At 65.2% G+C, this 24,803-nt stretch carries 24 protein-coding genes and 1 riboswitch; of the genes, 20 read left to right on the top strand and 4 right to left on the bottom strand.

Annotation, left to right across the window (positions count from 1 at the left end; all coding sequences use genetic code 11):
- The first annotated feature begins 127 nt into the window (after positions 1-127).
- From ACX3O0_RS09325 to ACX3O0_RS09305, 5 genes are all read left to right on the top strand, one after another.
- On the top strand, positions 128-751 hold the full coding sequence (locus ACX3O0_RS09325; RefSeq protein ID WP_459088196.1) for a dihydrofolate reductase family protein: 624 nt from the start codon (positions 128-130) through the stop codon (positions 749-751).
- Positions 752-755: 4 nt separating this feature from the next.
- Positions 756-1,667: an arginase family protein gene (locus ACX3O0_RS09320; RefSeq protein ID WP_459107540.1), complete on the top strand. Its 912-nt coding sequence runs from the start codon at positions 756-758 to the stop codon at positions 1,665-1,667.
- 85 nt (positions 1,668-1,752) lie between these two features.
- Entirely contained in the window at positions 1,753-2,106 is a 354-nt protein-coding gene (locus ACX3O0_RS09315) for a PadR family transcriptional regulator (protein ID WP_459088192.1), read from the top strand.
- Complete coding sequence (locus ACX3O0_RS09310; RefSeq protein WP_459107539.1) at positions 2,103-3,440, top strand: permease prefix domain 1-containing protein; 1,338 nt, start codon at positions 2,103-2,105, stop codon at positions 3,438-3,440. The genes ACX3O0_RS09315 and ACX3O0_RS09310 overlap by 4 nt, the downstream gene beginning before the upstream one ends.
- Before the next feature lie 80 nt (positions 3,441-3,520).
- Positions 3,521-3,706 carry a hypothetical protein gene (locus tag ACX3O0_RS09305; protein ID WP_459107538.1) on the top strand — a complete coding sequence of 62 codons (186 nt, stop codon included), beginning with the start codon at positions 3,521-3,523 and terminating at the stop codon, positions 3,704-3,706.
- Positions 3,707-3,789: 83 nt separating this feature from the next.
- Here ACX3O0_RS09305 and ACX3O0_RS09300 read toward each other — a convergent pair whose 3' ends face one another.
- Together ACX3O0_RS09300 and ACX3O0_RS09295 are read right to left on the bottom strand one after the other, a co-directional pair.
- The gene (locus tag ACX3O0_RS09300; protein ID WP_459088186.1) at positions 3,790-4,353 is read right to left on the bottom strand and encodes a GNAT family N-acetyltransferase; all 564 of its coding nucleotides are present in this window, start codon (positions 4,351-4,353) and stop codon (positions 3,790-3,792) included.
- A gap of 17 nt (positions 4,354-4,370) precedes the next feature.
- Positions 4,371-4,793: a type II toxin-antitoxin system VapC family toxin gene (locus tag ACX3O0_RS09295; RefSeq protein WP_459088184.1), complete on the bottom strand. Its 423-nt coding sequence runs from the start codon at positions 4,791-4,793 to the stop codon at positions 4,371-4,373.
- Between the two features lie 209 nt (positions 4,794-5,002).
- Between ACX3O0_RS09295 and ACX3O0_RS09290 the strand changes: the two genes are divergently transcribed.
- Positions 5,003-5,569, top strand: a complete 567-nt coding sequence (locus ACX3O0_RS09290; protein WP_459088182.1) for a hypothetical protein — start codon at positions 5,003-5,005, stop codon at positions 5,567-5,569.
- A gap of 22 nt (positions 5,570-5,591) precedes the next feature.
- Positions 5,592-6,284 (top strand): TOPRIM nucleotidyl transferase/hydrolase domain-containing protein, encoded by a 693-nt coding sequence (locus tag ACX3O0_RS09285; protein ID WP_459107537.1) that lies wholly within the window; start codon positions 5,592-5,594, stop codon positions 6,282-6,284.
- Here the strand turns inward: ACX3O0_RS09285 and ACX3O0_RS09280 are convergent.
- The gene (locus ACX3O0_RS09280) at positions 6,281-8,032 is read right to left on the bottom strand and encodes an acyl-CoA dehydrogenase (protein WP_459107536.1); all 1,752 of its coding nucleotides are present in this window, start codon (positions 8,030-8,032) and stop codon (positions 6,281-6,283) included. The genes ACX3O0_RS09285 and ACX3O0_RS09280 overlap by 4 nt on opposite strands.
- A gap of 143 nt (positions 8,033-8,175) precedes the next feature.
- On the opposite strand from ACX3O0_RS09280, the gene ACX3O0_RS09275 reads away from it, so the two are divergent.
- The 6 genes from ACX3O0_RS09275 to gcvP all read left to right on the top strand — a co-directional run bounded on the left by ACX3O0_RS09275 (position 8,176) and on the right by gcvP (position 13,836).
- On the top strand, positions 8,176-8,760 hold the full coding sequence (locus tag ACX3O0_RS09275) for a GNAT family N-acetyltransferase (RefSeq protein WP_459107535.1): 585 nt from the start codon (positions 8,176-8,178) through the stop codon (positions 8,758-8,760).
- 9 nt (positions 8,761-8,769) lie between these two features.
- On the top strand, positions 8,770-8,925 hold the full coding sequence (locus tag ACX3O0_RS09270) for a hypothetical protein (protein ID WP_459088173.1): 156 nt from the start codon (positions 8,770-8,772) through the stop codon (positions 8,923-8,925).
- A complete protein-coding gene (locus tag ACX3O0_RS09265; protein WP_459088171.1) occupies positions 8,925-9,065 on the top strand; it encodes a hypothetical protein in 141 nt (46 codons plus the stop codon). The genes ACX3O0_RS09270 and ACX3O0_RS09265 overlap by 1 nt, the downstream gene beginning before the upstream one ends.
- Before the next feature lie 59 nt (positions 9,066-9,124).
- Positions 9,125-9,218, top strand: a riboswitch (glycine riboswitch).
- 183 nt (positions 9,219-9,401) lie between these two features.
- Positions 9,402-10,541 carry a glycine cleavage system aminomethyltransferase GcvT gene (gene gcvT, locus ACX3O0_RS09260; protein WP_459107534.1) on the top strand — a complete coding sequence of 380 codons (1,140 nt, stop codon included), beginning with the start codon at positions 9,402-9,404 and terminating at the stop codon, positions 10,539-10,541.
- Entirely contained in the window at positions 10,538-10,915 is a 378-nt protein-coding gene (gene gcvH / locus ACX3O0_RS09255) for a glycine cleavage system protein GcvH (protein ID WP_459088167.1), read from the top strand. Before gcvT ends, gcvH begins: the two co-directional genes overlap by 4 nt.
- The gene (gcvP, locus tag ACX3O0_RS09250) at positions 10,915-13,836 is read left to right on the top strand and encodes an aminomethyl-transferring glycine dehydrogenase (RefSeq protein WP_459107533.1); all 2,922 of its coding nucleotides are present in this window, start codon (positions 10,915-10,917) and stop codon (positions 13,834-13,836) included. The genes gcvH and gcvP overlap by 1 nt, the downstream gene beginning before the upstream one ends.
- A gap of 92 nt (positions 13,837-13,928) precedes the next feature.
- Here gcvP and ACX3O0_RS09245 read toward each other — a convergent pair whose 3' ends face one another.
- Positions 13,929-14,684: a CPBP family intramembrane glutamic endopeptidase gene (locus tag ACX3O0_RS09245; RefSeq protein WP_459108469.1), complete on the bottom strand. Its 756-nt coding sequence runs from the start codon at positions 14,682-14,684 to the stop codon at positions 13,929-13,931.
- 290 nt (positions 14,685-14,974) lie between these two features.
- Between ACX3O0_RS09245 and ACX3O0_RS09240 the strand changes: the two genes are divergently transcribed.
- The 7 genes from ACX3O0_RS09240 to ACX3O0_RS09210 all read left to right on the top strand — a co-directional run bounded on the left by ACX3O0_RS09240 (position 14,975) and on the right by ACX3O0_RS09210 (position 24,794).
- Entirely contained in the window at positions 14,975-16,588 is a 1,614-nt protein-coding gene (locus tag ACX3O0_RS09240; RefSeq protein ID WP_459088163.1) for a peptide ABC transporter substrate-binding protein, read from the top strand.
- 137 nt (positions 16,589-16,725) lie between these two features.
- On the top strand, positions 16,726-17,655 hold the full coding sequence (locus ACX3O0_RS09235; RefSeq protein ID WP_459088161.1) for an ABC transporter permease: 930 nt from the start codon (positions 16,726-16,728) through the stop codon (positions 17,653-17,655).
- Positions 17,645-18,628: an ABC transporter permease gene (locus ACX3O0_RS09230; RefSeq protein ID WP_459088159.1), complete on the top strand. Its 984-nt coding sequence runs from the start codon at positions 17,645-17,647 to the stop codon at positions 18,626-18,628. Before ACX3O0_RS09235 ends, ACX3O0_RS09230 begins: the two co-directional genes overlap by 11 nt.
- Complete coding sequence (locus tag ACX3O0_RS09225) at positions 18,625-20,376, top strand: dipeptide ABC transporter ATP-binding protein (RefSeq protein WP_459088157.1); 1,752 nt, start codon at positions 18,625-18,627, stop codon at positions 20,374-20,376. The genes ACX3O0_RS09230 and ACX3O0_RS09225 overlap by 4 nt, the downstream gene beginning before the upstream one ends.
- A gap of 41 nt (positions 20,377-20,417) precedes the next feature.
- The gene (locus ACX3O0_RS09220; protein ID WP_459107532.1) at positions 20,418-22,205 is read left to right on the top strand and encodes an ABC transporter family substrate-binding protein; all 1,788 of its coding nucleotides are present in this window, start codon (positions 20,418-20,420) and stop codon (positions 22,203-22,205) included.
- 117 nt (positions 22,206-22,322) lie between these two features.
- Complete coding sequence (typA, locus tag ACX3O0_RS09215; protein ID WP_459088153.1) at positions 22,323-24,230, top strand: translational GTPase TypA; 1,908 nt, start codon at positions 22,323-22,325, stop codon at positions 24,228-24,230.
- 87 nt (positions 24,231-24,317) lie between these two features.
- Positions 24,318-24,794 (top strand): hypothetical protein, encoded by a 477-nt coding sequence (locus tag ACX3O0_RS09210; protein WP_459088151.1) that lies wholly within the window; start codon positions 24,318-24,320, stop codon positions 24,792-24,794.
- Positions 24,795-24,803: the final 9 nt, after the last annotated feature.

Here is a 24,803-nt window from a genome sequence, read left to right as displayed (position 1 = left end):
TCTACGGCCACCCGTCCGATGATGCGCCGGAACGGTTCGCCGAGCCATTCCCAACGGGATGGGCGGGTCGTATGCTGGGCTCCCACAACTCCCGAACGATCTCCGAACAGAGAACGAGGAACAGCGAATGCCGGAGAAAACTACACCAGAACTGCTGGTGGATTTCATCATCACGCTCGATGGATACGCATCCGGCGAAGGCTGGCCAGGTTGGTGGGGGCTCCAGGGGCCGGAGTACCTGCGCTGGCTCGATGAGCAACCCGAGAACGAGTACACCATCCTGATGGGGGCGAATACCTATCGACAGATGTCTGGCTTCAGCGCACAACTCGACAAGGCGGATTCCGGGTTCACCTCGGAGGAGGAAGCCAGCATCGACGGCCTGGCCAAGTCTGACAAGGTGGTCTTCTCCTCCACCCTGCAGCCACCGTATGCCTGGCCCAACACGGAGGTCATTGGCGGAGATGCGGTGGATGCCGTCGCCGAGTTGAAACGGAGCGGCACCAAATCGTTGCGTACCATCGGCAGCCTGAGCTTGTGCCGCTCACTGATGGCGGCCGGGTTGGTGGACCGGTTCCGCGTGGTCCTCTTCCCCGTGATCACCGGCAAATCCGGGAGCGAACGGATTTATGACGGCTACCAGGATTACGCACTCGACCTCGTCGAGGCACGTACCTTCGACGGTCGGCTGCAGTTGCTCGAGTACGTGCCCACCCCGATCGACGGCCCGCCACTGACATCAACATCCTGATGCCATGAGGCAAGTGGCGATCATCGGAGTCCCCTTTGACGGCTACGGCCGCCCGGGGCATCAGGCCTCGGCCGCGCAGGCGATGAGGGACGCCGGCATTGCGGATGCCTGGTCTCCGCTGCACGTGGTTTCGGATGAAGACGTGCTGCTTCCCGCGCAAACCTCCGAGCGCGGGAGGGACACCACCCTCATGAACGAGGCAGCCATCATTGCCATGACTCAGGACCTCTCTGTCCGGGTCGCTGAAGCCGTGGCATCCGGTGCTTTCGCCTGTGTGATCGGCGGCGATTGTTCTTCGTTGCTCGGCATCATGGCGGGGGCACGGGACCATCCGGGCGGAGTCGGGCTGGTGGCGTTCGACGGGCACGAGGACAGCATCCCGTTGGACGCTTCGGAGGATGGCGAAGCTGCCAACACGGAGATCGGACTGCTCCTGGGTGTGACTGGGAGATCCATGCAGGGTCCGCTACCTGCCTTGCTGCGAACCATTTCGCCGGAGAGTCTCGCCATCATCGGACCTCGAGATGACGCGTGGCGGCAGCGGTTCAATGTCGCCTCGGTCGCCGGTCTCGGTGCCTACGTTCGTGACGCATCCGCCGCGTCCTCGGATCCCAAACGGGTTTCGCGCGAAGCGGTCGCATCCGTCACCCACACGAATCGGAGCTGGTGGCTGCACATCGACCTCGATGTGCTCGATCCCGAATATTTCCCTGCTCAGGGGCTCCCCGACGTACCCGATGAGCCAGGCGGTCTCACTCCTGACCAACTTGGTACGGCCTTGGCATCCGCCGGCCAGCATCCCGGGCTCATCGGCCTCAGCATTGCCATCTACGACCCCGCCCAGGACGTTGACCAGACGTGTGTGCGCACGATCAACGCCTTGGTTAGCCAGTTCGCCCAGGCGCTGGCCGGGTGAAGCTAGCGTCGATCTCCTGAACAACACCTAGCAGTGCAATGTACCTAGAACTGTTAGGTATACACTGGACCTCCGAGGAGGTCCCATGAACATCGACAAAGACCTGGTCGCCGCCATGGCGACGCCGCTGGTGCTGGCGATCCTGGTGGAGGGCACCAGCTACGGCTATGCCATCCTCAAGCGCGTCCGCGAGCTGTCCGGGGGCGACCTGGAATGGACCGACGGCATGCTCTATCCGCTCCTCCACCGCTTGGAGCGACTGGGATACATCCGCGCCGAGTGGGGAGTCTCCCCTGAAGGACGCCGCCGTAAGTACTACGAGGTCACGGATGCCGGACGCGGCCAGCTAGCCGAGCAACGCAAGCAATGGGAGACCGCCAACCGAACCCTCGGCGGACTGTGGGGCATGGCCCCAACGACGGCAGGAGCACCAGCATGAGTACCCTCGAGGCCCAGATCGGCCAGTGGCGCGCCGCCATCCTGCGCGGGGGTGCCGTCGATGAGGCGGATGCCGATGAACTCGAGGGCCACCTGCGCGAGCAGATCGCCGACCTCGAGTCGTCCGGGCTGGCCGACGATGAGGCGTTCCTGATCGCGGTCCGGCGCCTGGGGCAGGTAGACCTCATCACCGCCGAGTTCGCCCGCGAACACAGCGACCGGTTGTGGAAGCAGCTGGCAATGACCCATCAGGCGGATGATCGGCCTCGTCCAGTTCTGTTGATGCTCGGGTTCGCTGTGCTGACCGCGGTGCTCGTGCAGGTGGCGCGACTTCTGGCCGGAGTCCCTGAGGTGAGCAGCCCCTGGTTCATGCGCGATGTCACCTTGTTCGTGCTTCCGGTGCTCGCCGCCTACTTCGCCATCGTCAGGCGCCTGTCGTTGTCGCGTTCTCTCGCGCTCACCGGCGTCGTCGCCGTGCTGGCGCTCGCCGTCAACCTGTTTCCCTTCCCACCCGGGTCGAGCACCGACCTGCTGGTGGCCATCCACCTCCCCGTTGTGCTCTGGTTCGTGGTGGGCGCCGCCTACGTAGGCGGCGACGTCCGATCATCCGCTGCCCGCATGAATTTCATCCGATTCACCGGGGAGTGGCTGATCTACTACGCGCTGATCGCGCTCGGCGGTGGTGTGCTGCTCGGGCTGACCGGACTGGTGCTCGCACCCATCGCACCTGAAGCAGTAGAGGAGGTGTTCCTCTGGGTGCTGCCCTCCGGCGCCGCAGGAGCCGTGATCGTCGCGGCCTGGCTGGTCGAGGCGAAGAAGAGCATCATCGAGAACCTTGCACCAGTGTTGACGGCAATCTTCACCCCGCTGTTCGCGGTCATGCTGCTGGTGTCCGCCGTCGTCTACACGATCGGTGGGATTGGGCGCGAGTTCGACCGCGACCTGCTGATCGTGTTCGACGTGCTTCTTCTCGTGGTCCTCGGCCTCGTCGTTTACGGCATCTCCGCGCGCGACCGTACCCGGCAGGCCGGGCTGGCGGATGCCCTCCGCCTGGTCGCCGTCGGTGCGGCGATCATCCTGGACCTGCTCGTGCTCGCCTCGATGTTCGCTCGCGTCGGCGAGTTCGGTTTCACACCCAACCGGGTTGCCGCTCTCGGACTGAACGTCCTCCTCCTGGTGAATCTGGCCGTGGCGGCCTGGCTCATCGCGCGGATGCTGGCCGGCCGGTCCCCGGCGATCCGCCTCGAGCGCTGGCAGACCGGCTACCTCCCGGTGTTCGCCGTCTGGGTTCTGCTCGTGGTGCTTGCATTGCCTCCGCTGTTCGGCTTCGCCTGATCGAGGCAGCGGATGCGACAGGGCTGGACGTAAGGGAACGCCGGCTCTTACTGTTGGCATGACACCGAATGGGAGGCAGCGTGACAGTCAAGGATCAGGGTGTTGAGCCGGGGTCGGACCTCGACCTGGCCATTGAGCGTGCGCTTGAAGCCGCGAACCTCCGCGCCGGAGATTCGCTCGGCATCTCAACAGCAACCATCGTCGACGACTGGGAGCCGACCGCGGCGGAGACCGGCGACATCGGCGCCGGGCTCGACGGCGACTGACTTCAACGATGACCAAGTTCGTCAACGATGATGCCGTTTGGATCGGGCTCATCATCGACAAACCCCGTCATCGTCGCAGATAGTCAGCCGAGCATCCGCCGCATCAGGATTCGCGGGATGCCGCCGGAGACCGAGTCGGTATCGGCCACCTTCGTGAAACCTGCCCGCTCGAACATGGCACGGGTGCCGACGAACGCCATCGTCATGTCGACCCGCTGGTCGCCGTTGTCCACCGGGTAGCTCTCGACGGCCGGAGCACCGCACGCACGCGCGTACTCGACCGCGCCGTCGATGAGCGCACTCGTTATTCCTCGCTTGCGGTACCCGGGCCGCACGCGCACGCACCAGATCGACCACACCGGCAGGCCATCGACCTGCGGGATCTTCCTCGAGTTCGCAATCGGATAGAGCTCAGCGCGCGGAGAAACGCCCGCCCACCCGGCCACCTCGCCGTCCAGGTAGGCGAGCACACCGGGAGCGTGGTCCCGAGCCGCGAGATCCCGAACCTTGTCTGCCCGCCCTGTGCCCGTGAGCTCCCGGTTCTCCTTCGAACTCAATCTCCAGGACAGGCACCAGCACACCGAAGACTCCGGTTTCTTCGGCGCGAACATGGTCGCCAGGTCGTCGAAATCGTGTGCTGGTTTCACCTGGATCGCCAATTCGCCTACCCTCTGCTGCCGGCTCTGCTACCGCGGTAGAGCACCTCGATGGGTGCCACGTCGACGAGCTCCCGCGCGCTCGCGGCGAGCTTCTCGTCGAGGGTGATGAGGGCATCCGCCTGAAGCTTCGTCACCGCGATGTACTCCGCGTCGAACGTCTCGGTCCAGCCTAGCTGGTCGGCGATTTTCCAGGCGACGCTCTGCAGCACCCGGTCGCCGAGCAGGCGGATGTTCATGGTCCTGATGCGCGCGAGCAGGCCCTGCGCCTCAGCTTCGGTCAGCTCACCGCGCATCGCCGCCTCGTGAAGCGCCGACAGTGCCTGCGACCGCAGAAGCGCCGGTGCGACGAGGTCGTGCTCGGCGGGGATAGTGACATCGTCCTGGGCTAACCGGATCGCCACGCCTGCATCGATGCCGTACCTGGTCATCCGCGACCTCCTCCTGTGCGGGTGCGCCTCAGTGTACGAGCACTGCGCATCCTGCAGGAAGCGCTCGAGGAGCACGGCCTCAGCCTCGGCTGAACGGCCGCGCCCCGCTAGGCTCGATGGGGCGCGATGCACCGTCGCGCTCCGGCCACGGACAGGGAGTTTGTGAGCGCAGAGTGAAGCTCTTTCGTCGCACGAAGCGGCGGCGCAGGATGACGCCGTTCGACGAGTCGACGCTGCCATCGGCGGCACCGGCAACCGTGGAGGAGTCCACCTCTGAGGGCCTGATGCTCGCCGAGTACGCGAGTCGCATGCGGGTGAAGAACGAGATCATCGTCGGCGTGCTCACCCGGCGCGACGCCTACAACTCCGGCGATTACGTCGGGGCGGCGGCGGATGCCCTGGAGCACCTGGCCTCGGAATTCGCGGGTGCCGCCGAGCGCATCTCCAAGGAGATCTCCTCGATCGCCCACCTGCGAGGCAGTGCCGTGCACGCCCACGACTATCGGTCGGGCGATGCGGCCAACCTTCGGCACCGCGAGGCCGTGCTCGACTCCCTGGTTGGCGCCCTCCGCACCCGCCGCGACGATGACGCGTATCTTCTCAACCTGGTCGAGTCGGCGCGGCAGGACGCCTGGAGCGACATCGCCCGCGCCATGGGGGACTCCCTGGACCGTTCGACCATCGTCGTCGACGAGAACTACCTGAAGGAACGTGCCAGGCGGATGCGCCAAGTCTCAAGGGACCTGGCCAGGCTGGCCGCCAACTCCGCCGAGTGAGCGCGATGCGATAGCGGATGCCGTGGATGGTTTGACGAAGTTCCGTACCGCCGTGCTCGAGTGGGCGGCAGGCGGCCCTGGGGCGCCCGGAGCCGAGGCGAGCGCGCGGGCCATCGCGGCCGACCTGCCCGTCCGTCTCGTCGTCCTGGTGGAGGGGGTCAGTGACCAGGTCGCGGTGGAAACCCTGGCAGGTCGCCGTGGCGTTGACCTCGCCGCGCGGGGGATCGCCGTTCTGCCTCTTGGCGGCGCCACGAGTGTTGGCAGGTTTCTCGACATCGTCGGTCCGCCGGGGCTGGGCATCGACCTGGCCGGGCTGTGTGATGTCGGCGAGGAGCGCCACTTCATCCGAGGCCTCGAGCGCGTGGGGCTGGGTAAGGGGCTTACGCGGGCCGACCTGCAGCAACTCGGGTTCTTCGTCTGCGATACAGACCTTGAAGACGAACTCATCCGCTGCCTCGGCGTCGACGCTGTGCAGAGGGTGATCGAAGAACAGGGCGACCTCAGGTCACTGCGCACCCTGCAACGGCAGCCGGCCCAGCGCGGGTGGACGGTCGACCAGCACCTTCGACGCTTCATGGGTTCCATCGGAGGACGGAAGGCGCGCTATGCGAGGGCCCTCATGACAGCACTCGGCGACAACCCTGCGCCGCGACCGCTGGAGCTACTCGTCGAACATCTCGGAAGCGGTGATCGTCCGCGAGGCGTCGGCCGCTAGCCGAGCGCCGCCGCGTCGAGAGCGAAAAGGTCCCGTGAGCCGGCGGTTGCCGCGCCCAGCAGACCGCCGCTCGCGGGAAGTAGTTGCTCGGCGTAGAACCGCGCCGTCACCAGCTTCTCCTCTGCCACCGCAGCGTCGCCGCTTGCGGCGCCCGCAACCGCGGCCTTGGCAAGCAGCCAGCCGCCCAGGCAGAGGCCCCACATCCGCAGGTAGGGCACTGAGCCGGACAACACGGCGTCCGGATCCTGCATCCCAGTGCGCAGCATGTAGATCGTCGCGTCTTCGAGTGCGTCGAGCTGGGTGGCAAGTTCGGTGCGGATGCTCGAGAACTCGTCGCCGGCATCCGCCAACTCGCCGTCGATCTCGCGCATCTGGGCAATGAACTCACTGAAGGACGAGCCCATGCGCACCCCCAGCTTGCGACCGACCAGGTCAGCGGCCTGGATGCCGTTGGTGCCCTCGTAAATGGCGGCGATCCGCACGTCGCGGTAGTGCTGGGCGGCGCCGGTCTCCTCGACGAAGCCCATGCCGCCGTGGATCTGCAGCGCGATGGAGGTGAGCTCGTTGCCGAGGTCGGTGCCGAACGCCTTGCAGATCGGGGTGAGCAGGCCGACGATCTCGTCGGCGCGGGTGCGCTCCGCTTCGTCGGTGGCGTTGGTGCTGTGGTCGACATAGATGGCGTTGAGCAGCATGAGGTGGCGGAGCGCCGCCAGGTAGGCCTTCTGGGTCATCAGCATCCGGCGCACGTCCGGGTGGTCGATGATCGCCGAGTCCTTGCCGGATGCGCCGATCGCCAGGCCCTGCCGGCGCTCCTGCGCGAACGCGAGCGACTGCTGGTAGGCGCGCTCACCAACGGCGAGACCCTGCATGCCGACGGAGAGCCGGGCACTGTTCATCATGACGAACATGATGCGCATGCCCTTGTTCTCTTCGCCGATCAGGTAACCGGTCGCATCCTCGTAGCTCATCACGCAGGTGGGGGAGCCGTGGATGCCCAGTTTCTCCTCAATGGAGAGGCACTCGACGGCGTTGCGCTCGCCGAGCGAGCCGTCCTCCTTCGCCAGGCGTTTCGGCACGATGAAGCAGGAGATGCCCTTCGTTCCGGCGGGTGCGCCGGGGGTGCGAGCCAACACCAGGTGAACGATCTGCTCACTCAGGTCGTGCTCGCCGAAGGTGATGAAGATCTTCTGGCCGGTGATCCTGTAGCTGCCGTCGTCCTGCGGCACGGCGCGGGTGGTGAGTGCGCCGACATCCGAACCGGCATGCGGCTCGGTCAGGTTCATGGTGCCGGTCCATTCGCCGGTGACCATCTTCGGCAGGTAGCGCTGCTTCTGCTCATCGTCGCCGTAGTGGAGAAGCGCCTCGATCGCGCCCTGGGTGAGTAGCGGACACAACGCGAAGGCCATGTTGGCGGATGTCATCATCTCCTGGATGACGAGCCCCACCGTGCGCGGGAACCCGCCACCGCCGAACGCCTCAGGCAGTGGCACGCCGCCCCAGCCCGCATCGACGTAGCCCTGGTACGCGCTCTTGAACGAGTCCGGCGTCGTCACGGTGCCGTCCGGCTGGCGCTGCGCGCCCACCTGGTCGCCGTCGCGGTTGGTGGGGGCGACGACTTCCGACATGAAATCGGCGCACTCGGCGAGCACTTCGCGAACGGTGTCGAGGTCGGCGTGCTCGAACCCGGGAAGCTCGGCGACGCCGGGGTAGCCGACGACGTGCTCGAGGGAGAACAGGATGTCATTCATGGGGGGTCGGTAGTCAGTCACGCTCGCCAGCGTAGTGTCAGCCGCTGTCGGGTCTGAAGGGCGTTGTTCCGAACCTCAGCAGATGCACGCCACGGTCAGGTTTTTGTTGTGGATGATGCTGCACCGAGGACAATGGTTCCACCATGGCCGAACTCACCCTCCCGATCGTGACCGAGCGCCTCGTCCTCCGGGCGTTCAGCGTTGACGACACGGATGCCTATTACGCGTATCAGCAACTGCCGGAGGTCGCCCGCTACCTGTACCGGGCACCGCACACGCGTGACAAATGCCGGGAGGTCGTGGAGCAGGCGGCGACGCTCGCCTTCGAAGAAGACGGCCAGGTCCTCGCTCTTGCCATTGAGGGAGCGGATGATCGAGCCCTCCTCGGGGAGGCCGTGCTCAAGCTTGCCAACCGGGCTGCCGACCAGGGTGAGGTCGGCTACACGCTCGCACCATGGGCATCCGGTCGCGGGTACGCGACGGAGGCAACGCGCGCGATGCTCCGGCTCGGCTTCGAGACGTATGGCTTCCATCGCATCTTCGCCCGCATCGACGAAGAGAACACCGGGTCAGCGCGGGTCGCGGAACGGCTCGGGATGAGACAGGAAGCGCGTCTGGTCGAAAGCGACCTGCGCGAGGGGCAACGGGCGACCGAACTCGTTTTTGCGATGCTCTGCTCGGAGTGGCGCGATGTTGTCGGACCAGCAGGACGAGGCGCCCTCGCGTAGGCTGTCCACATGGGCAAAGTCGCTGATGGCGTCCGCAAGTTCGCCAACAAAATGGGGAAGTCGCTTCACTGGCCTCGACGTAAGCCGACGGTACCGAAGAAGCAGATCGATCGCTGGGAGGACGAGGGCGGCTCGCTACCCCCCGAAGAGCTGGACCACCGGTAGTGCTTCCGCTGTTCCCGATTCCGGCACCGCCGGGAACGCCGCCCTGGATCAACGTGGTCTTCGGCCTCGCCGCGATCACCGTGTTCGTGGTGATCGTCTGGCAGGCGGTGCGTTACTTCAGGGACCACCGCGACGACTGAACCCAGCGATAAGCCGGCGCCGTTCTTGCTAGGCTGAGCGGACAACCGAATACGGCCGCAGAGGCGATGCGGGAGAGCCTGACGAAGACAGTCGGGCACCGAAGGAGCAATTCTCTCCACCAATCTCTCAGGTACGCGTACCGCATCGATGAGGCCACTCTGAAAAGCGATTCGCTTCGCGAATCGGATTGAGCTCGTCGAAATCATTTGGCACTCGATTCGAGCAACGAAGGCAGAGTCCGCCCATGGTGAAAGCCGACCTACCGGTCGACGAAACTCTCAGGCTCCATGACAGAGGGAGAGTTCCCGCGTCGACGACGCCCATTTGGAGAACTCTTGACTGACAACGCCGTACCCGCCAGATTCAGCCCGCTGCACCAGGTGCACGTGGATGCCGGTGCCAGCTTCACCGACTTCGCCGGCTGGCAGATGCCCGTCCGCTACAGCAGCGAGTTGGAGGAGCACCACGCCGTTCGCAACACGGCCGGCCTCTTCGACCTCTCGCACATGGCTGAGATCATCGTCACCGGCGCGCAATCCGCCGCCTTTCTCGATTACGCGCTCTGCGGCAAGATCTCTGCCATCGCGATCGGCCAGGCGAAGTACAGCCTCCTGCTGTCCGAAGAGGGCGGGATCATCGATGATGTCATCGTCTACCGCACCCACGAGAACCGCTACGGGGTGGTCGCCAACGCCGGCAACCGGTTCCAGGCCGCCGGGGCTCTGGCCAGCAGGTCGGCGAACTTCGATACCACGGTCGTGGATGAGAGCGACCAACTCGCCCTCATCGCCGTGCAGGGCCCGGGCTCCCGGGCCATCCTGGAAGCCCTCCCCGGGCTCGAGCTGCCCAGCCCCCTCGCAGAGCTGAAGTACTACTGGAGCGTGCTCGGAGAGTACAACGGCGGTGAGGTGTTGGTGGCCCGCACCGGCTACACCGGCGAGGACGGCTTCGAGCTTTATGTGCTGGCGAGCCAGGCCGTCGCGCTCTGGAACAACCTGATGACGGTGGGCGCCGATCACGGCCTGGTGCCTGCCGGGCTCGCCTGCCGCGACACACTCCGCCTCGAGGCGGGCATGCCGCTGTACGGGCATGAACTGTCCGTCGACATCTTCCCGGCCCAGGCGGGTCTCGGCCGCGTCGTCGCGCTGAAGAAGGAAGGCGATTTCGTCGGTCGCGCCGCCAGCGAGATCGGCCCGCCGGAGGGTGCCCGTGTTCTCGTCGGCCTCACCTCGGAGGGTCGTCGCGCCGGCAGGGCCGATTATCCGATCTTCGCAGGCGAGTCGGATGGCGACACCGAAGTCGGCATGATCACCAGTGGCGCCCTCAGCCCGACGCTCGGTCACCCCATTGCGATGGCCTACGTTGACCCGTCACTCACAGAACCCGGCACCGAATTGTTCATCGACGTACGCGGGAAGAGAATTCCGGCATCCGTCACCGCTCTCCCCTTCTACAAGCGAAAGGCCTCAGAATGACCGAGCTCAAATACACCGCGGACCACGAGTGGATCCGCGTCGAAGGCAATGTGCTGACCGTGGGAATCACCGCGTATGCCGCGGACAAGCTGGGTGAGATCGTCTTCGCTGAGCTCCCCGCCGTTGGTGCGAGCGTGGAAACCGGGAAGGTCGTCGCTGAAGTGGAGTCGACCAAGTCGGTCGGCGAGGTGTTCGCCCCCGTCTCCGGCACGATCACCGAGGTCAATAACGACGTCACCGACAACCCCGACTTCATCAACGACTCCCCGCTCGAGAAGGGCTGGTTGTTCAAGGTCGAGGTGGCCGACGTTGCCGTGCTCGAGGGTGACGGATTCCTCACCGTCGAGGCGTACAACGCACTGGTCGGCGAGTAATGGCCAACGCCCCAACGTCGACAACACCGCGCTCGAAGACCGCACCGCTGTTCGACCCGTCTTCTTTCGCGAGCCGGCACATCGGCACCGAGGCGGATGCCCAGAGGACGATGCTCGACGCGATCGGCTATACCTCGACCGAGCAATTGGTGGAGGCGGCTGTACCCAGCTCCATCCGCGCCCAGAAGCTCGCCGAATCCTCCTTGCCGCCGGCAGCGACCGAGCGAGAGGCGCTCGCAGAGCTTCGTGCTTTCGCACGGCAGAACAAGGTCAACCGTTCCCTGATCGGTCTCGGCTATTACGACACGATCACGCCGGCAGTCATCAAGCGCAATGTGCTCGAGAACCCGAGTTGGTACACCGCCTACACGCCGTACCAGCCGGAGATCTCCCAGGGCCGCCTTGAGGCGCTGATCAATTTCCAGACCATGGTCTCCGACCTCACTGGGCTGACGACTGCCAATGCATCGATGCTGGACGAGGGCACCGCTGTCGTCGAAGGCATGCTGCTCGCCCGTCGGGCATCGAAGTCCGAGTCGAACGTCTTCATCGTCGACGCCGACTCCCTGCCGCAGACGAAGGCGCTGCTGTACAACCGCGCCGAGGCGGTGGGCATTGACCTGGTCGAGTTGCCCCTGGCGGACCTCGCCGAGAACCCGGGTGAGCTCCCCGCAGCCTTCGGTATCTTCGTGCAGTACCCCGGGTCTTCCGGCTGTGTCTGGAATCCGGCCAAGGTCATCGCCACAGCGAAGGATGCCGGCGCCGTCGCCGTCGTCGCGGCCGACCTGCTGGCACTCACCCTCATCCAGAGCCCCGGCGAGCTGGGAGCGGATGTCGCCGTCGGCACCAGCCAGCGCTTCGGCGTCCCCATGGGCTTCGGCGGCCCTCACGCCGGCTATATGGCGGTGCGTGCCGGCCTGGAGCGGCAGCTCCCCGGCCGTCTGGTCGGAGTGTCGAAGGATGCCGACGGGCACGCCGCCTACCGCCTCACCCTGCAGGTGCGCGAGCAGCACATCCGCCGGGAGAAGGCCACCAGCAACATCTGCACCGCGCAGGTGCTGCTCGCCATCATGGCGAGCATGTATGCCGTCTACCACGGGCCAGTCGGGCTGAAGCGCATCGCCGAAGAGACCACTCGCCGTGCCCGTTACCTGGCCGAAGCGGCAACAGACGGCGGTCACACCGTCGTCTGTGGCAACTACTTCGACACCGTGACCCTGGAGACCGACCGCGACGCCGACCGCCTGATCGCGGATGCGTACCGTGCCGGCTTCCTCATGCACAAGGTCGACGACAATCGCATTCAGTTCTCCGTCGATGAGACAACCAGCGACGACGACGTGGCCGCCATCGCCAAGGTGCTCGGGGCGGAGCGCGAGTATGCCGCACGGGAGGAGATCAGCGCCTGGATCCCGGAGCGGATCCTGCGCACCTCCGACTACCTGACGCATCCGGTGTTCAACACGCACCGTTCAGAGACCAGCATGATGCGGTACCTCAAATACCTGGCCGACAAGGACTACGCGCTCGATCGCGGCATGATCCCGCTCGGCTCCTGCACCATGAAGCTCAACGCGGCCACCGAGATGGAATCCGTGACCTGGCCCGAGTTCGCTGGGCTGCACCCGTTCGCGCCTGAAGCGGATGCGACTGGTTACCTGGGCCTCATCGACCAGCTGCAGACGTGGCTGGCCGAGGTCACCGGGTACGACACGGTCTCGCTGCAGCCGAACGCCGGCAGCCAGGGCGAACTGGCCGGCCTGCTGGCGATCAGGGGTTACCACCGGGCCAACGGCGCCACCGAGCGCACGGTCTGCCTGATCCCGTCGAGCGCCCACGGCACCAACGCCGCCAGCGCGGTGCTGGCCGGCATGAAGGTCGTCGTCGTGGCGACCAACGAGCTGGGCAACGTCGACCTCGACGACCTGCACGCGAAGATCGAGCAGCACCGCGACCAGCTGTCCGCCCTGATGATCACCTATCCGTCCACCCACGGGGTGTACGAGCACGAGGTCACCGACATCTGCCAGGCGGTGCACGACGCCGGCGGGCAGGTCTACGTCGATGGGGCCAACCTCAACGCGTTGCTCGGCTACGCGCGGTTCGGCGAGTTCGGCGGCGACGTGTCACACCTCAACCTGCACAAGACGTTCTGCATCCCTCACGGCGGTGGTGGTCCCGGCGTCGGTCCGGTGGCGGCCAAGGCGCACCTGGCGCCCTACCTGCCCGGCCATCCGCTCGCGCAGCGCCCCAACCCGTTCCCGGTCCAGGGTCCGTCGCACAAGAATGCCGTCTCGGCCGCGCCGTACGGAAGCCCGGGCATCCTGCCGATCACCTGGGCGTACATCCGCATGATGGGGTCCGAGGGTCTCAAGCAAGCCACCGGTGCGGCCGTGCTCGCGGCGAACTATGTCGCTGTTCGGCTGCGCGACCACTTCCCGGTGCTCTACTCGGGTGATAACGGGCTGGTCGCCCACGAGTGCATCCTCGACCTCAGGCCGCTGACCGCAGCAACCGGCGTCACCGTCGACGATGTCGCCAAGCGGCTCATCGACTACGGGTTCCACGCACCGACGATGAGCTTCCCAGTGGTGGGAACTCTCATGGTGGAGCCGACCGAGAGCGAGGACCTCGTCGAGATCGACCGCTTCATCGACGCGATGATCGCGATCAAGGTGGAGGCGGATGCTGTGGCATCCGGAACCTGGCCGACCGACGACAACCCGCTGCGGAACGCGCCGCACACCGCACGCTCGGCGATTGTGGGGGAGTGGGAGCACTCGTACACCCGCGAACAGGCGGTCTACCCGCTGCCCGGCGTGCTGCGGAACAAGTACTGGCCGCCGGTGCGTCGCATCGACAATGCGTTCGGCGACCGCAACCTGGTCTGCTCCTGCCCGCCGCCCGAGGCCTTCGAGTAAGCCAATAGTGCCCGTTTCGGCGGATAGTGCCCCGCGGAACGGGAACTATCCGCCGGAACGGGAACTATCGCAGGGGAACAAGCGACCTGCAATCAGGCGAACAGGGCGGGGAAAGCGGTGTACGCCCACGGGTACCCGATGAAGATGACGGCGTCGATCAGCACGTGCGCGATCACGAGCGGCAGCAGCCTGCCGTAACGGTCGTACAACCAGCCGAACAGGATGCCCATGGCCACGTTCCCGACGAACGCGCCGAACCCCTGGTACAGGTGGTAGGTGCCGCGGAGCAGCGCTGCGCTGAGGATGATCTGCCAGCGCCCCCAGCCGAGGTCCCTCAGGCGGGCGAACAGGTAGCCGACCACGATGACCTCTTCGGTGACCCCGGCGCGCACTGCGGACAGCAGCAGGATGGGGATCGTCCACCATGCAGCGTCGAGGGCCGTGGGTACCACGTTGACCGTCACCCCCCATGCGCGACCGCCGAAGTACAGGGCAAGCCCGGGCAGCCCGATCACGAGCGCCAGCCCCAGCGCCCAGAGCGCATCCTTCCCCGGGCGCCGGAAGTCGATCCCGAGTCGTCCCAGGTGCGGGCGCGAGGCACTCCAGAGCAGGTAGGCGATCAGGACGACGGGTACCAGGTCGAAGAAGATTGCGAGGAATTGGTAGATGAGGTCGAACACCGGGCGCTCGCTGAGCGACGGGTTCAGCGTCGCAGTTTGCTCCCGGAGTGCCTGCTCCCGCGTGAGCCGGTTGGCGATGGCAACGACGGAGTAGACAGCGGATGCTCCGAGTGACAGCCCGAGCACGATGGCGATCTCGACGCGGATCGTTCGAGGCGGCGCAGCCATCGCAGTCAGCGCAGTGGTCCCCGGGGCACGAATCACCACCCCATGCTACGCGGATGAGCAAGTGTTGCCCGGGTCCACAAAGTGCGTCGGAGCGGCGTATAGTTGCAGCCGCACTCTCACAGCGCACGATTACGCACCTTCACACAAACTTTTGTCCACTTTTGTTGCCGCTCGGTAACTATTCGGCCAATTGATTTGGTGAGCGGGTTGGGCCCTGTTTAGGGTACAGATACACACATGACGAGACTCAATCCGGTCCCGCCATGTATTCCACTTGCACAGGAGGAAAATTGAAGAGATCACGCATTGGCGTTGGTGCCCTTGCGCTCGTGTCGGCAAGCGCACTCGCGCTCACCGGCTGCGCGCCTGGTGCCGATGAGCCTGCAGGCGGCGACAGCGCCGCCATCATCACGGCGAACGGCAGCGAGCCACAGCAGCTGCTGATTCCGACCAACACGACTGAGACCGGTGGTGGCAAGATCCTCACCTCGATCTTCGCCGGATTGGTGTCATACGACGAGAACGGCGACATCCACAACGAGGTCGCGGAGTCCCTGGAGTCTGACGACGCCCAGAACTGGACCGTCACCCTCGAAGAGGGCTGGGAGTTCACCAATGGCGAGCCCGTCACCTCCGAGTCATTCGTGAAGGCGTGGCAGTTCGGCGGACTCCTGAGCAACGCTCAGAGCTCCTCCTACTTCTTCGACAACATCGAGGGCTTCAGCTACGACGAAGAGTCTGAACTGACCGGCCTCGAGGTCGTCGACGAGAAGACCTTCACGGTCGCCTTGAAGACTCCTGAGGCAGACTTCCCGCTGCGTCTCGGTTACACGGCGTTCATGCCGCTGCCCGAGGCCGCCTGGGAAGACATGGATGCCTTCGGCGAGAACCCGATCGGCAACGGCCCGTACATGCTGGCCGAAGAGGGCGCCTGGGTTCACGACCAGGGTATCGACCTCATCACCAATCCTGACTACGACGGAAATCGCAAGCCGGTCAACGGTGGCCTGACCTTCACGTTCTACGCCACACAGGATGCTGCATACGCGGATGCCCAGGCTGGAAACCTTGACGTTCTCGATGCTGTCCCGGACTCCGCGTTCGAGACCTTCGAGGCCGACTTCGGTGACCGCGCTGTGAACCAGCCGGCAGCCATCTTCCAGGCGTTCAACATGCCGTACTACCTCGAGCACTGGAGTGGCGAGGAAGGCGAACTGCGTCGCGCCGCCATCTCGATGTCGATCGACCGCCAGGAGATCACTGACGTGATCTTCCAGGGCACCCGCACGCCGGCAACAGACTTCACGTCGCCGGTTATCGCTGGTCACTCCGATGACCTCGAGGGCTCTGAAGTCCTCGATTTCAACCCGGAAGAAGCCGTGGCACTGTGGGCTGAGGCCGACGCGATCTCACCGTTCGGTGACACCGTGTTCGACATCGCGTACAACGCCGACGGCGGCCACCAGGCCTGGGTCGACGCTGTTGCGAACAGCATCGCCAACACCCTGGGCATCCAGGCAGTCGGAAAGTCCTACCCCACGTTCGCCGCGTCACTGGACGACCGTGACAACAAGGTGCTGACCGGCGCGGTTCGTGCTGGATGGCAGGCGGACTACCCGTCGCTGTACAACTTCCTCGGCCCGCTCTACGTTGAGGGTGCCGGTTCCAACAAGGAAGGCTATGCAAGCGCCGAGTTCGAGGCACTGCTTGCCGAGGGCGCCAGTGCGCCTTCGGTCGAAGAGGCAACTGCCAAGTACCAGGAAGCACAGGAACTCCTGCTGAAGGACCTTCCGTCCATCCCGCTGTGGTACTCCAACGTGACCGGCGTGTCCGCCGAGACCGTTGACAACGTGGTATTCGGCTGGGACTCCGTCCCGCTGTACCACGCGATCACCAAGGAGTAGTCGTAACCGACTAACCCAGAAGGATCAACTCAATGTGTGATGTCCGGGGCATGGAAATGCCCCGGACATTACACTGAGTAGGCACACTTAGCGATTGTGATTTTTATGCTTATTCGTTCCAATGAGGGAACAACCTGATGCTGTGGTACACAGGCAGGCGCGTCCTCCAGATGATCCCCGTCTTCATCGGGGCGACATTCCTGATCTACGCCATGGTCTTCCTGCTACCGGGCGATCCGATCGCGGCACTCTACGGAGACCGCCCTCCGGCACCGGGCGTCATTGAACTTGTCCGGGCCGAATACAACCTGGACAAGCCGTTCATCATCCAGTACCTGCTTTACATCGGCGGACTGTTCCAGGGCGACTTCGGAACCACCTACTCGGGCCGGCCGGTCGCAGACGTTATGGCCCAGGCCTTCCCGATCACCTTCCGCCTGGCCATGCTGGCCCTCGCCTTCGAGGCGATCGCCGGCATCGTGGTCGGTCTCATCGCCGGACTCCGCAGGGGAAAGCTGTTCGACACCAGTGCCCTGGTGGTCAGCCTGCTGCTCATCTCGGTGCCGACTTTCGTCATCGGCTTCGTCGCACAACTCGTGTTCGGCGTCCAGCTGGGCTGGGCGCGAACCACCGTGAGTGGCGCCGCCCCGTGGAACGAACTCATCCTGCCCGCGCTGGTGCTGGCATCCGTCTCGTTCGCCTACATCGTGCGGTTGACCCGGGCAAGCGTCGCCGAGAACCTGAACGCCGACTTCGTTCGAACTGCGACAGCAAAGGGGCTGTCACGGCGCCGTGTGGTCACGGTGCACGTGCTGCGCAACTCGCTCGTGCCGGTCGTCACCTACCTCGGCGTCGATGTCGGGGCGCTCATGGTCGGCGCCATCGTGACGGAGGGCATCTTCAACATCAACGGTGTCGGTGGAACGGTCTACCGGGCAATCAACCTCGGTGAGGGGCCGACCGTCGTATCCTTCGTGGCCGTCATGGTCATCATCTTCGTGTTGGCCAACCTGCTCGTCGACCTGCTCTACGCCGCGCTCGACCCAAGGATCCGCTATGCCAAATAACACGCCGATAGCCAACAACAGAACCGCTGGGCGAACGCGCACCGGTCAGGAGCACTACATCGCCCCACTGGAGGAGACTCCGGTCGCGGCGATCGACAAGCTGGATGAGACCGGCAAGGCCCGCAGCACCTGGGCGGATGCCTGGGACTCGATGCGCCGTCGCCCCATGTTCTGGATCTCCTCGGTGATGATCCTGATCATCCTCGTCGTCGCAGCGTTCCCGTCCTGGTTCGCCTGGGCCCCGCCGAACTCGGAGTGCTTCCTGTCCAACAGCAACGGCGGGCCGCAGGCCGGCCATCCGCTGGGCTTCACCCGCCAGGGCTGCGACATCTACTCCCGCCTGATCTTCGGCACCCAGGCATCCGTCACGGTCGGTGTGCTGACCACAGTGCTGGTTTCCCTGTTCGGTGGAATCGTCGGCGCCCTCGCCGGGTTCTACGGTGGATTCTTCGACGCACTCGTCTCCCGCATCGGCGACATCTTCTTCGCGGTTCCCACCGTTCTCGGTGCCATCGTGTTGATGTCGGTACTTCCGGTTCGCAGCGCCGCGACCGTCGCCCTGGTGTTGTCGCTGTTCGCCTGGCCGCAGATCGCCAGGATCATGCGCGGAGCCGTGCTGACCGCGCGGAACTCCGACTATGTGACGGCATCCATCGCGCTCGGGGTCTCGAAGTTCAAGATCCTGATCCGCCACGTGATTCCGAACGCGATCGCCCCGGTGATCGTCATCGCCACCGTGTCCCTCGGAATCTTCATCGTCGCCGAGGCGACACTGTCATTCCTGGGTATCGGGTTGCCCACCAACGTCATGTCCTGGGGCAACGACATCAGTCAGGCACGCACGTCGCTGCGGACTGAGCCTCAGGTGCTGCTCTACCCGTCGGCCGCCCTGTCAATGACGGTGCTGTCGTTCCTCATGCTGGGCGACGTCGTGCGTGACGCCCTCGACCCGGAAGCGAGGGCACGCCGATGAGCCAGGCCACTACGGAGACTGTGAACCAGAACACTCTGAACGATAACGCTCCGCTGCTGCAGATCCGCGGCCTCGAGGTCGCCTTCGAAACCCAGCGGGGTTTGATTCCGGCAGTACGCGGCGTCGACCTGACGTTGTATGCGGGCCAGACCCTCGCCATCGTCGGGGAGTCCGGGTCCGGCAAGACGACGACTGCACAGGCGGTCATCGACCTGCTGCCGGGCACGGGAAAGGTCACGGCCGGGGAGATCCTGTTCGGGGGCCGCGACCTGACCAAGCTTTCGGCGAAGGCTATCCAGGATGTCCGTGGCAACCTGATTGGGTATGTCCCGCAAGACCCGATGTCGAACCTCAACCCGGTCTGGAGCATTGGTTTCCAGGTCGAGGAGGCGATCAAGGCCAACAACGTGGCCCAGGGCAAGGAGGCGCGCAAGCGCACCATCCAGGTACTGCAGGAGGCCGGGCTCAGCGATGCGGGAGACCGACTCAAGCAGTACCCGCACCAGTTCTCCGGCGGTATGCGCCAGCGGGTTCTCATTGGGATCGGCCTGTCGGCCAGGCCGAAGCTGCTGATCGCCGATGAGCCGACCTCAGCCCTCGACGTGACCGTGCAGCGCACCATCCTCGACCACCTGGGCACCCTCACGCGTGACTACGGCACCTCAGTACTGTTCATCACGCACGACCTCGGCCTTGCTGCCGAGCGGGCAGAACAGCTGGTCGTCATGTACAAGGGCAAGGTGGTGGAGTCCGGGCCCTCGCAGGAGATCCTGGCCAACCCGCGGCATCCGTACACCCAGCGTCTGGTCGCGGCAGCACCGAGCCTCGCCTCGCGGCGCATTCAGGCGGCGAAGACGGCAAAGCCCGAAGATGACGATGCAGCGATCTACTCCGGCGGCTCGATCGACGACAAGTTGATCGCCCGGGCGAGTGAGCGGGAGACTGCCGATACCGGAAACCTCATCTCCGTGAAGAACATCACGAAGAAGTACCGCATCCGCAAGCAGGGGTTCAAGTACGACGAGCTGCTCGCCGTCAACGACATCTCTTTCGACGTCAAGAAGGGCACCACCACCGCGCTGGTGGGGGAGTCCGGTTCCGGCAAGTCGACGGTGGCGAAGCTCATCCTGCAATTGGAGAGCATCACCAGCGGTTCGATCGCCTTCGACGGCAAGGACGTCGCGGGGTTGAAGGGCGCGGAGCTGCTGAAGTTCCGTCGCCGGGTTCAGCCGGTATTCCAGGACCCGTACGGATCGCTCGACCCGCAGTACAGCGTGGGCAACACCATCGCCGAGCCACTCGTGGCGCACGGCGTCGGCAATGCCAAGGAACGCTTCGCGCGGGTGACCGAACTGCTCGATCAGGTTTCGCTTCCTTCTGCCACCCGGTATCGGTACCCGAGCGAGCTGTCCGGTGGGCAGCGCCAACGCATCGCCATTGCGCGAGCGCTCGCGCTGAAGCCTGACGTGCTCGTGCTCGATGAGGCGGTATCCGCGCTCGACGTGCTGGTGCAGGGACAGATTCTCAACCTGCTCACCGAGCTGCAGACCGAACTCGACCTCACCTACCTGTTCATCACGCACGACCTCGCGGTGGTGCGACTGGTGGCGGACAACGTCTGCGTCATGCAGCGTGGCAAGGTCGTCGAGGCCGCCACGACCGACGAAGTGTTCGACAACCCCCGCGAGCGTTACACGCAGGAGCTGCTCGAAGCCATCCCCGGCGGAAACTTCGTCTTCGGGCGGTAACCGTCGTTCTGAGTCTTGCCTCCCGTCCCATCCGCGTCGGCATGGTCGCCGCACTGGCGGCCATGCTGGCGCTGGCCGGCTGCACCCCGCTGTCCGAGGTGGTCGAGGGGACGTCGGTGACAGTCGCCGTCGACCAGGGAATGACGTCGTACAACCCCAATACCGGGTTCGGCAGTGCGACAGCGACCAACGCGAGCGTCTTCGCCGCGACCAACTCGTCGTTCGCCTCGTACGACGACGTGCCGAAATTGACCAAGGACACGTCGTTCGGCAGCTACGAGGTGGTGAGCACGGAGCCTCTGGTGGTCACCTACACGGTTGCCGACGGCATCCGCTGGTCTGACGGCACGCCCATCGATGCGGCCGACCTGCTGTTGGCCTGGGCCGCGAACTCGACCAGCCTGAACGACCCGGAGTTCGACCCGGCCGGGTTCATCGACCGGGACAGCGGCAGGTTCTCCGACGAGTTCCCGCGCGACGTGGTCTACTTCGACGGGTTCACCGGCAACGGACTGCAACTGGTCACGCAGACCCCGGCCGTCGGCGAGGACGGCCGCTCGATCACCATGACCTTCGACGAGTACTTCGCCGACTGGGAACTGGTGTTCGACCTGGGGCTGCCGGCTCACGTGGTGGCCGGGAATGCCCTGCGGATCGACGAACCGCAGGAGGCGAAGGATGCGTTGCTTGCCGCCATAGAAGGCGGAAACCGCGCGGATCTGGCGGCGATCTCCCGGTTCTGGAACTCCGGTTTCAACCTCTCAGAAGACGGGATAGACGAAGACCTGCTGGTGGGCAGCGGACCATACGTGATCAGCGCGGTGGAGCCGGGGGAGCACGTGACACTCACCGCGAACCCGCAGTACCGGGGCGAGCAGTTGCCGCACTTCGAGGAAGTGATCGTCACCTTCATCAGCGACCCGCTGCAGGCGGTCACGGCGCTTGAGGCCGGCGAGGTCGACGTGATCGCGCCGCAGACGACCGCGGATGTGCTGACCGCCCTCGATGAGCTGGATGGCGCAGGGGTAGAGCACGGTTTCTCCGGCACCTGGGAGAGGCTCGATGTGCAATTCGCGCAGAGCAAGAACGGCTACGTCGAAAACCAACTGGTGCGCCAGGCGTTCCTGCACACGGTGCCGCGGGAACGCATCCTGGACACGCTCATCCGCCCGATCAGCCCGGATGCCGAACTCCGCGACTCCCACATCTTCCTGCCCGGCGCGAAGGGCTATACCGACGCGATCGAGGAGAACGGCTCGAGCGACTATGCCGATGTCGACATCGATGAGGCGAAGCGGATGCTGGCCGAGGCCGCAAAGCTCGCGCCCGCCCTGGCGACACCGACGGTGTGCCTGCTGTTCGACCCGGCAAACCCGCGGAGGGTGGCCGAGTTCCAGCTCATCCAGGAGTCGGCGGCGATGGCCGCCATCACCGTCACCAATTGCTCCAGCCCAGACTGGCGCAACCTGCTGGGAACTCCGCACAGCTACGACGCCTCCCTCTACGCACTACGGGAGACGAACCTCGCCGTTTCGGCCACCCGGGCGAGTTTCGCCAGCGACTCGGAACTCAACAACAACGCCCGTTACGCGAATCCCGTCGCGGACTCCCTGCTGGCGGATGCCACGGCGCCGGCCAGTGCTGCAGAACGCCGGGACCTGCTGGTCGAACTCGATCGACAGCTCTGGGAGGACGCCGCAGGGCTCCCGCTCTACCAGTTCCCGACGCTGACCGTGACGAGCGGCCAGGTGGCCGGCGTCATTCGCTCGCCGTTCGCCGGAACAGCACTGTGGAGCCCGTGGCGGTGGGAGCCGGTCCAGGCCGACTGATCGCATGGGAGCCGGCTGAACGGGCCCGGTTTCCGCGAAGAGTACACTTGACGTGTAAGGGCACCATTGACGTGACCTTTCTCACACTCCCCATTTCTGTGCAAGGACACTATCCCTATGGCAATTGCCACCCGTAACGACCTGCGAAATGTGGCTATCGTCGCCCACGTTGACCATGGCAAGACCACCCTGGTCGACGCCATGCTCCGCCAGACGAACTCTTTCAGCGCCCACGAACACCTCGAAGAGCGCGCGATGGACTCCAACGACCTCGAGCGCGAGAAGGGCATCACGATTCTCGCCAAGAACACGGCGGTCTCGTACAACGGCATCCACGCCGGCGATTCTCCGATCACCATCAACGTGATCGACACCCCGGGCCACGCCGACTTCGGCGGCGAGGTCGAGCGTGGGCTGAGCATGGTCGACGGCGTCGTGCTCCTGGTCGACGCCAGTGAGGGCCCGCTGCCGCAGACCCGGTTCGTTCTGCGCAAGGCACTCGAGGCGAAGCTCCCGGTGATCCTCCTGGTCAACAAGACGGACCGGCCGGATGCCCGCATCGACGAGGTCGTCTCGGAAAGCCAGGACCTGCTCCTCGGCCTCGCCAGCGACATGGCCGACGACGTGCCCGACCTCGACCTCGACCTGATTCTCGACGTTCCGGTGGTGTACGCCTCCGGCCGCAACGGTGCCGCCAGCTGGAACAAGCCCGAGAACGGCTCCCTCCCCGACAATGACGACCTCGAGCCGCTCTTCGACGCCATCCTCAAGCACATTCCGGCGCCCACCTTCGATGACGAGCATCCGCTTCAGGCACACGTCACCAACCTCGACGCCTCGCCGTTCCTCGGCCGCCTCGCCCTCCTCCGTGTCTTCAACGGCACGATTAAGAAGGGCCAGACCGTCGCCTGGGTCAAGTACGACGGAAGCGTGAGCAACGTTCGCGTGACCGAGCTGCTGATCACCAAGGCACTCGACCGCTACCCGACCGACAGCGCCGGCCCCGGTGACATCGTCGCCGTTGCCGGTTTCGAGGACATCACCATCGGCGAGACCCTCGCCGACCCCAACGACGTGCGCCCGCTCCCGACCATCAAGGTCGACGACCCGGCTATCTCGATGACCATCGGAACCAACACGTCGCCGCTGATCGGCAAGGTCAAGGGCCACAAGCTGACCGCGAGAATGGTCAAGGACCGCCTCGACCGCGAACTGGTCGGCAACGTCTCGCTCAAACTGGTCGACGTGGGCCGCCCGGACGCCTGGGAGGTGCAGGGCCGCGGCGAATTGGCACTGGCCATCCTGGTCGAGCAGATGCGCCGCGAAGGCTTCGAGCTGACCGTCGGCAAGCCGCAGGTTGTCGTCAAGCAGGTCAACGGCAAGGTCCACGAGCCGTACGAGCACCTGACGATCGATGCTCCGGAGGAGTACCTCGGCGCGATCACCCAGCTTCTCGCTGCTCGCAAGGGCCGCATGGAGGGCATGGCCAACCACGGCACCGGCTGGGTACGCATGGAGTTCATCGTTCCGTCGCGTGGCCTGATCGGCTTCCGCACCGAGTTCATGACCATCACCCGCGGCTCCGGCATCGCCAACGCCGTCTCGCACGGCTACGAGCAGTGGGCCGGCGAGATCGTGACGCGCACCAACGGCTCGATCGTCGCCGACCGCGCCGGCTCGGCAACGCCGTTCGCCATGGTCGCGCTGCAGGAGCGCATGTCGTTCTTCGTCGAACCCACCCAGGAGGTCTACGAGGGCATGGTGGTCGGCGAGAACTCCCGCGCCGACGACATGGACGTCAACATCACGAAGGAGAAGCAGCTGACCAACATGCGCCAGTCGACTTCCGACACCTTCGAGCGGATGACGCCGTCGCGCAAGCTGACCCTGGAGGAGTGCCTCGAGTTCGCCCGTGAAGACGAGTGCGTCGAGGTCACCCCGGAGTTCATCCGGATCCGCAAGGTGGAGCTGGATGCGAACGCCCGCGCCCGCAAGACCTCGCGCCTGAAGAAGCAGAACGCTTAGCAGCGCTAAGTCCCGTCAACCTTTTCGGGTGCGCGGAACGTCGCTAGAGTGTGACCACCCCTGCATATCCACGATCGGAGAGCCGTGATGAATCGCACCCTTGACGCCCATTCGCCGGTGCGCCGCAGGCGCGTCTGGGCTGCCGTCATCGCGGCATCCGTGTTGATCGCCCCAGCGGTCAGCGGATGCTCGTTCAACCCCCTCGAGTCGGCAATCGAAGGGGTCACCGGGGGCAACGTCGACGTCGGAGGTACTTCTGTGCCGGATGACTTCCCGTCCGAGATTCCTCTAATCGAGGGTGAAGTCGCCGCTGCGTTCGCTGTCGGAAAGGCACCGGAGAAGATCTGGAACGTCACCATCAAGGTGCCGGACGCATCCGCCCTGGACACGATCAAGACCCAACTGGAGGGTGCCGGGTTCACCAATGACGTCGATGATGCGGCGGTCGGCGGAATCACCGGTGGCATGTACTCGAACGGCAACTACGCGGTGCTCGTCGTGGTCGCGGAAGACGGCAACGGCGGGTGGGCTGCCGCGTACACGGTGACGCCGGCCGTCGAATAGTCTTGCCGG

The organism is Homoserinimonas sp. A447 (assembly GCF_054489325.1).
This window is presented reverse-complemented; position numbering and strand designations above follow the sequence as displayed.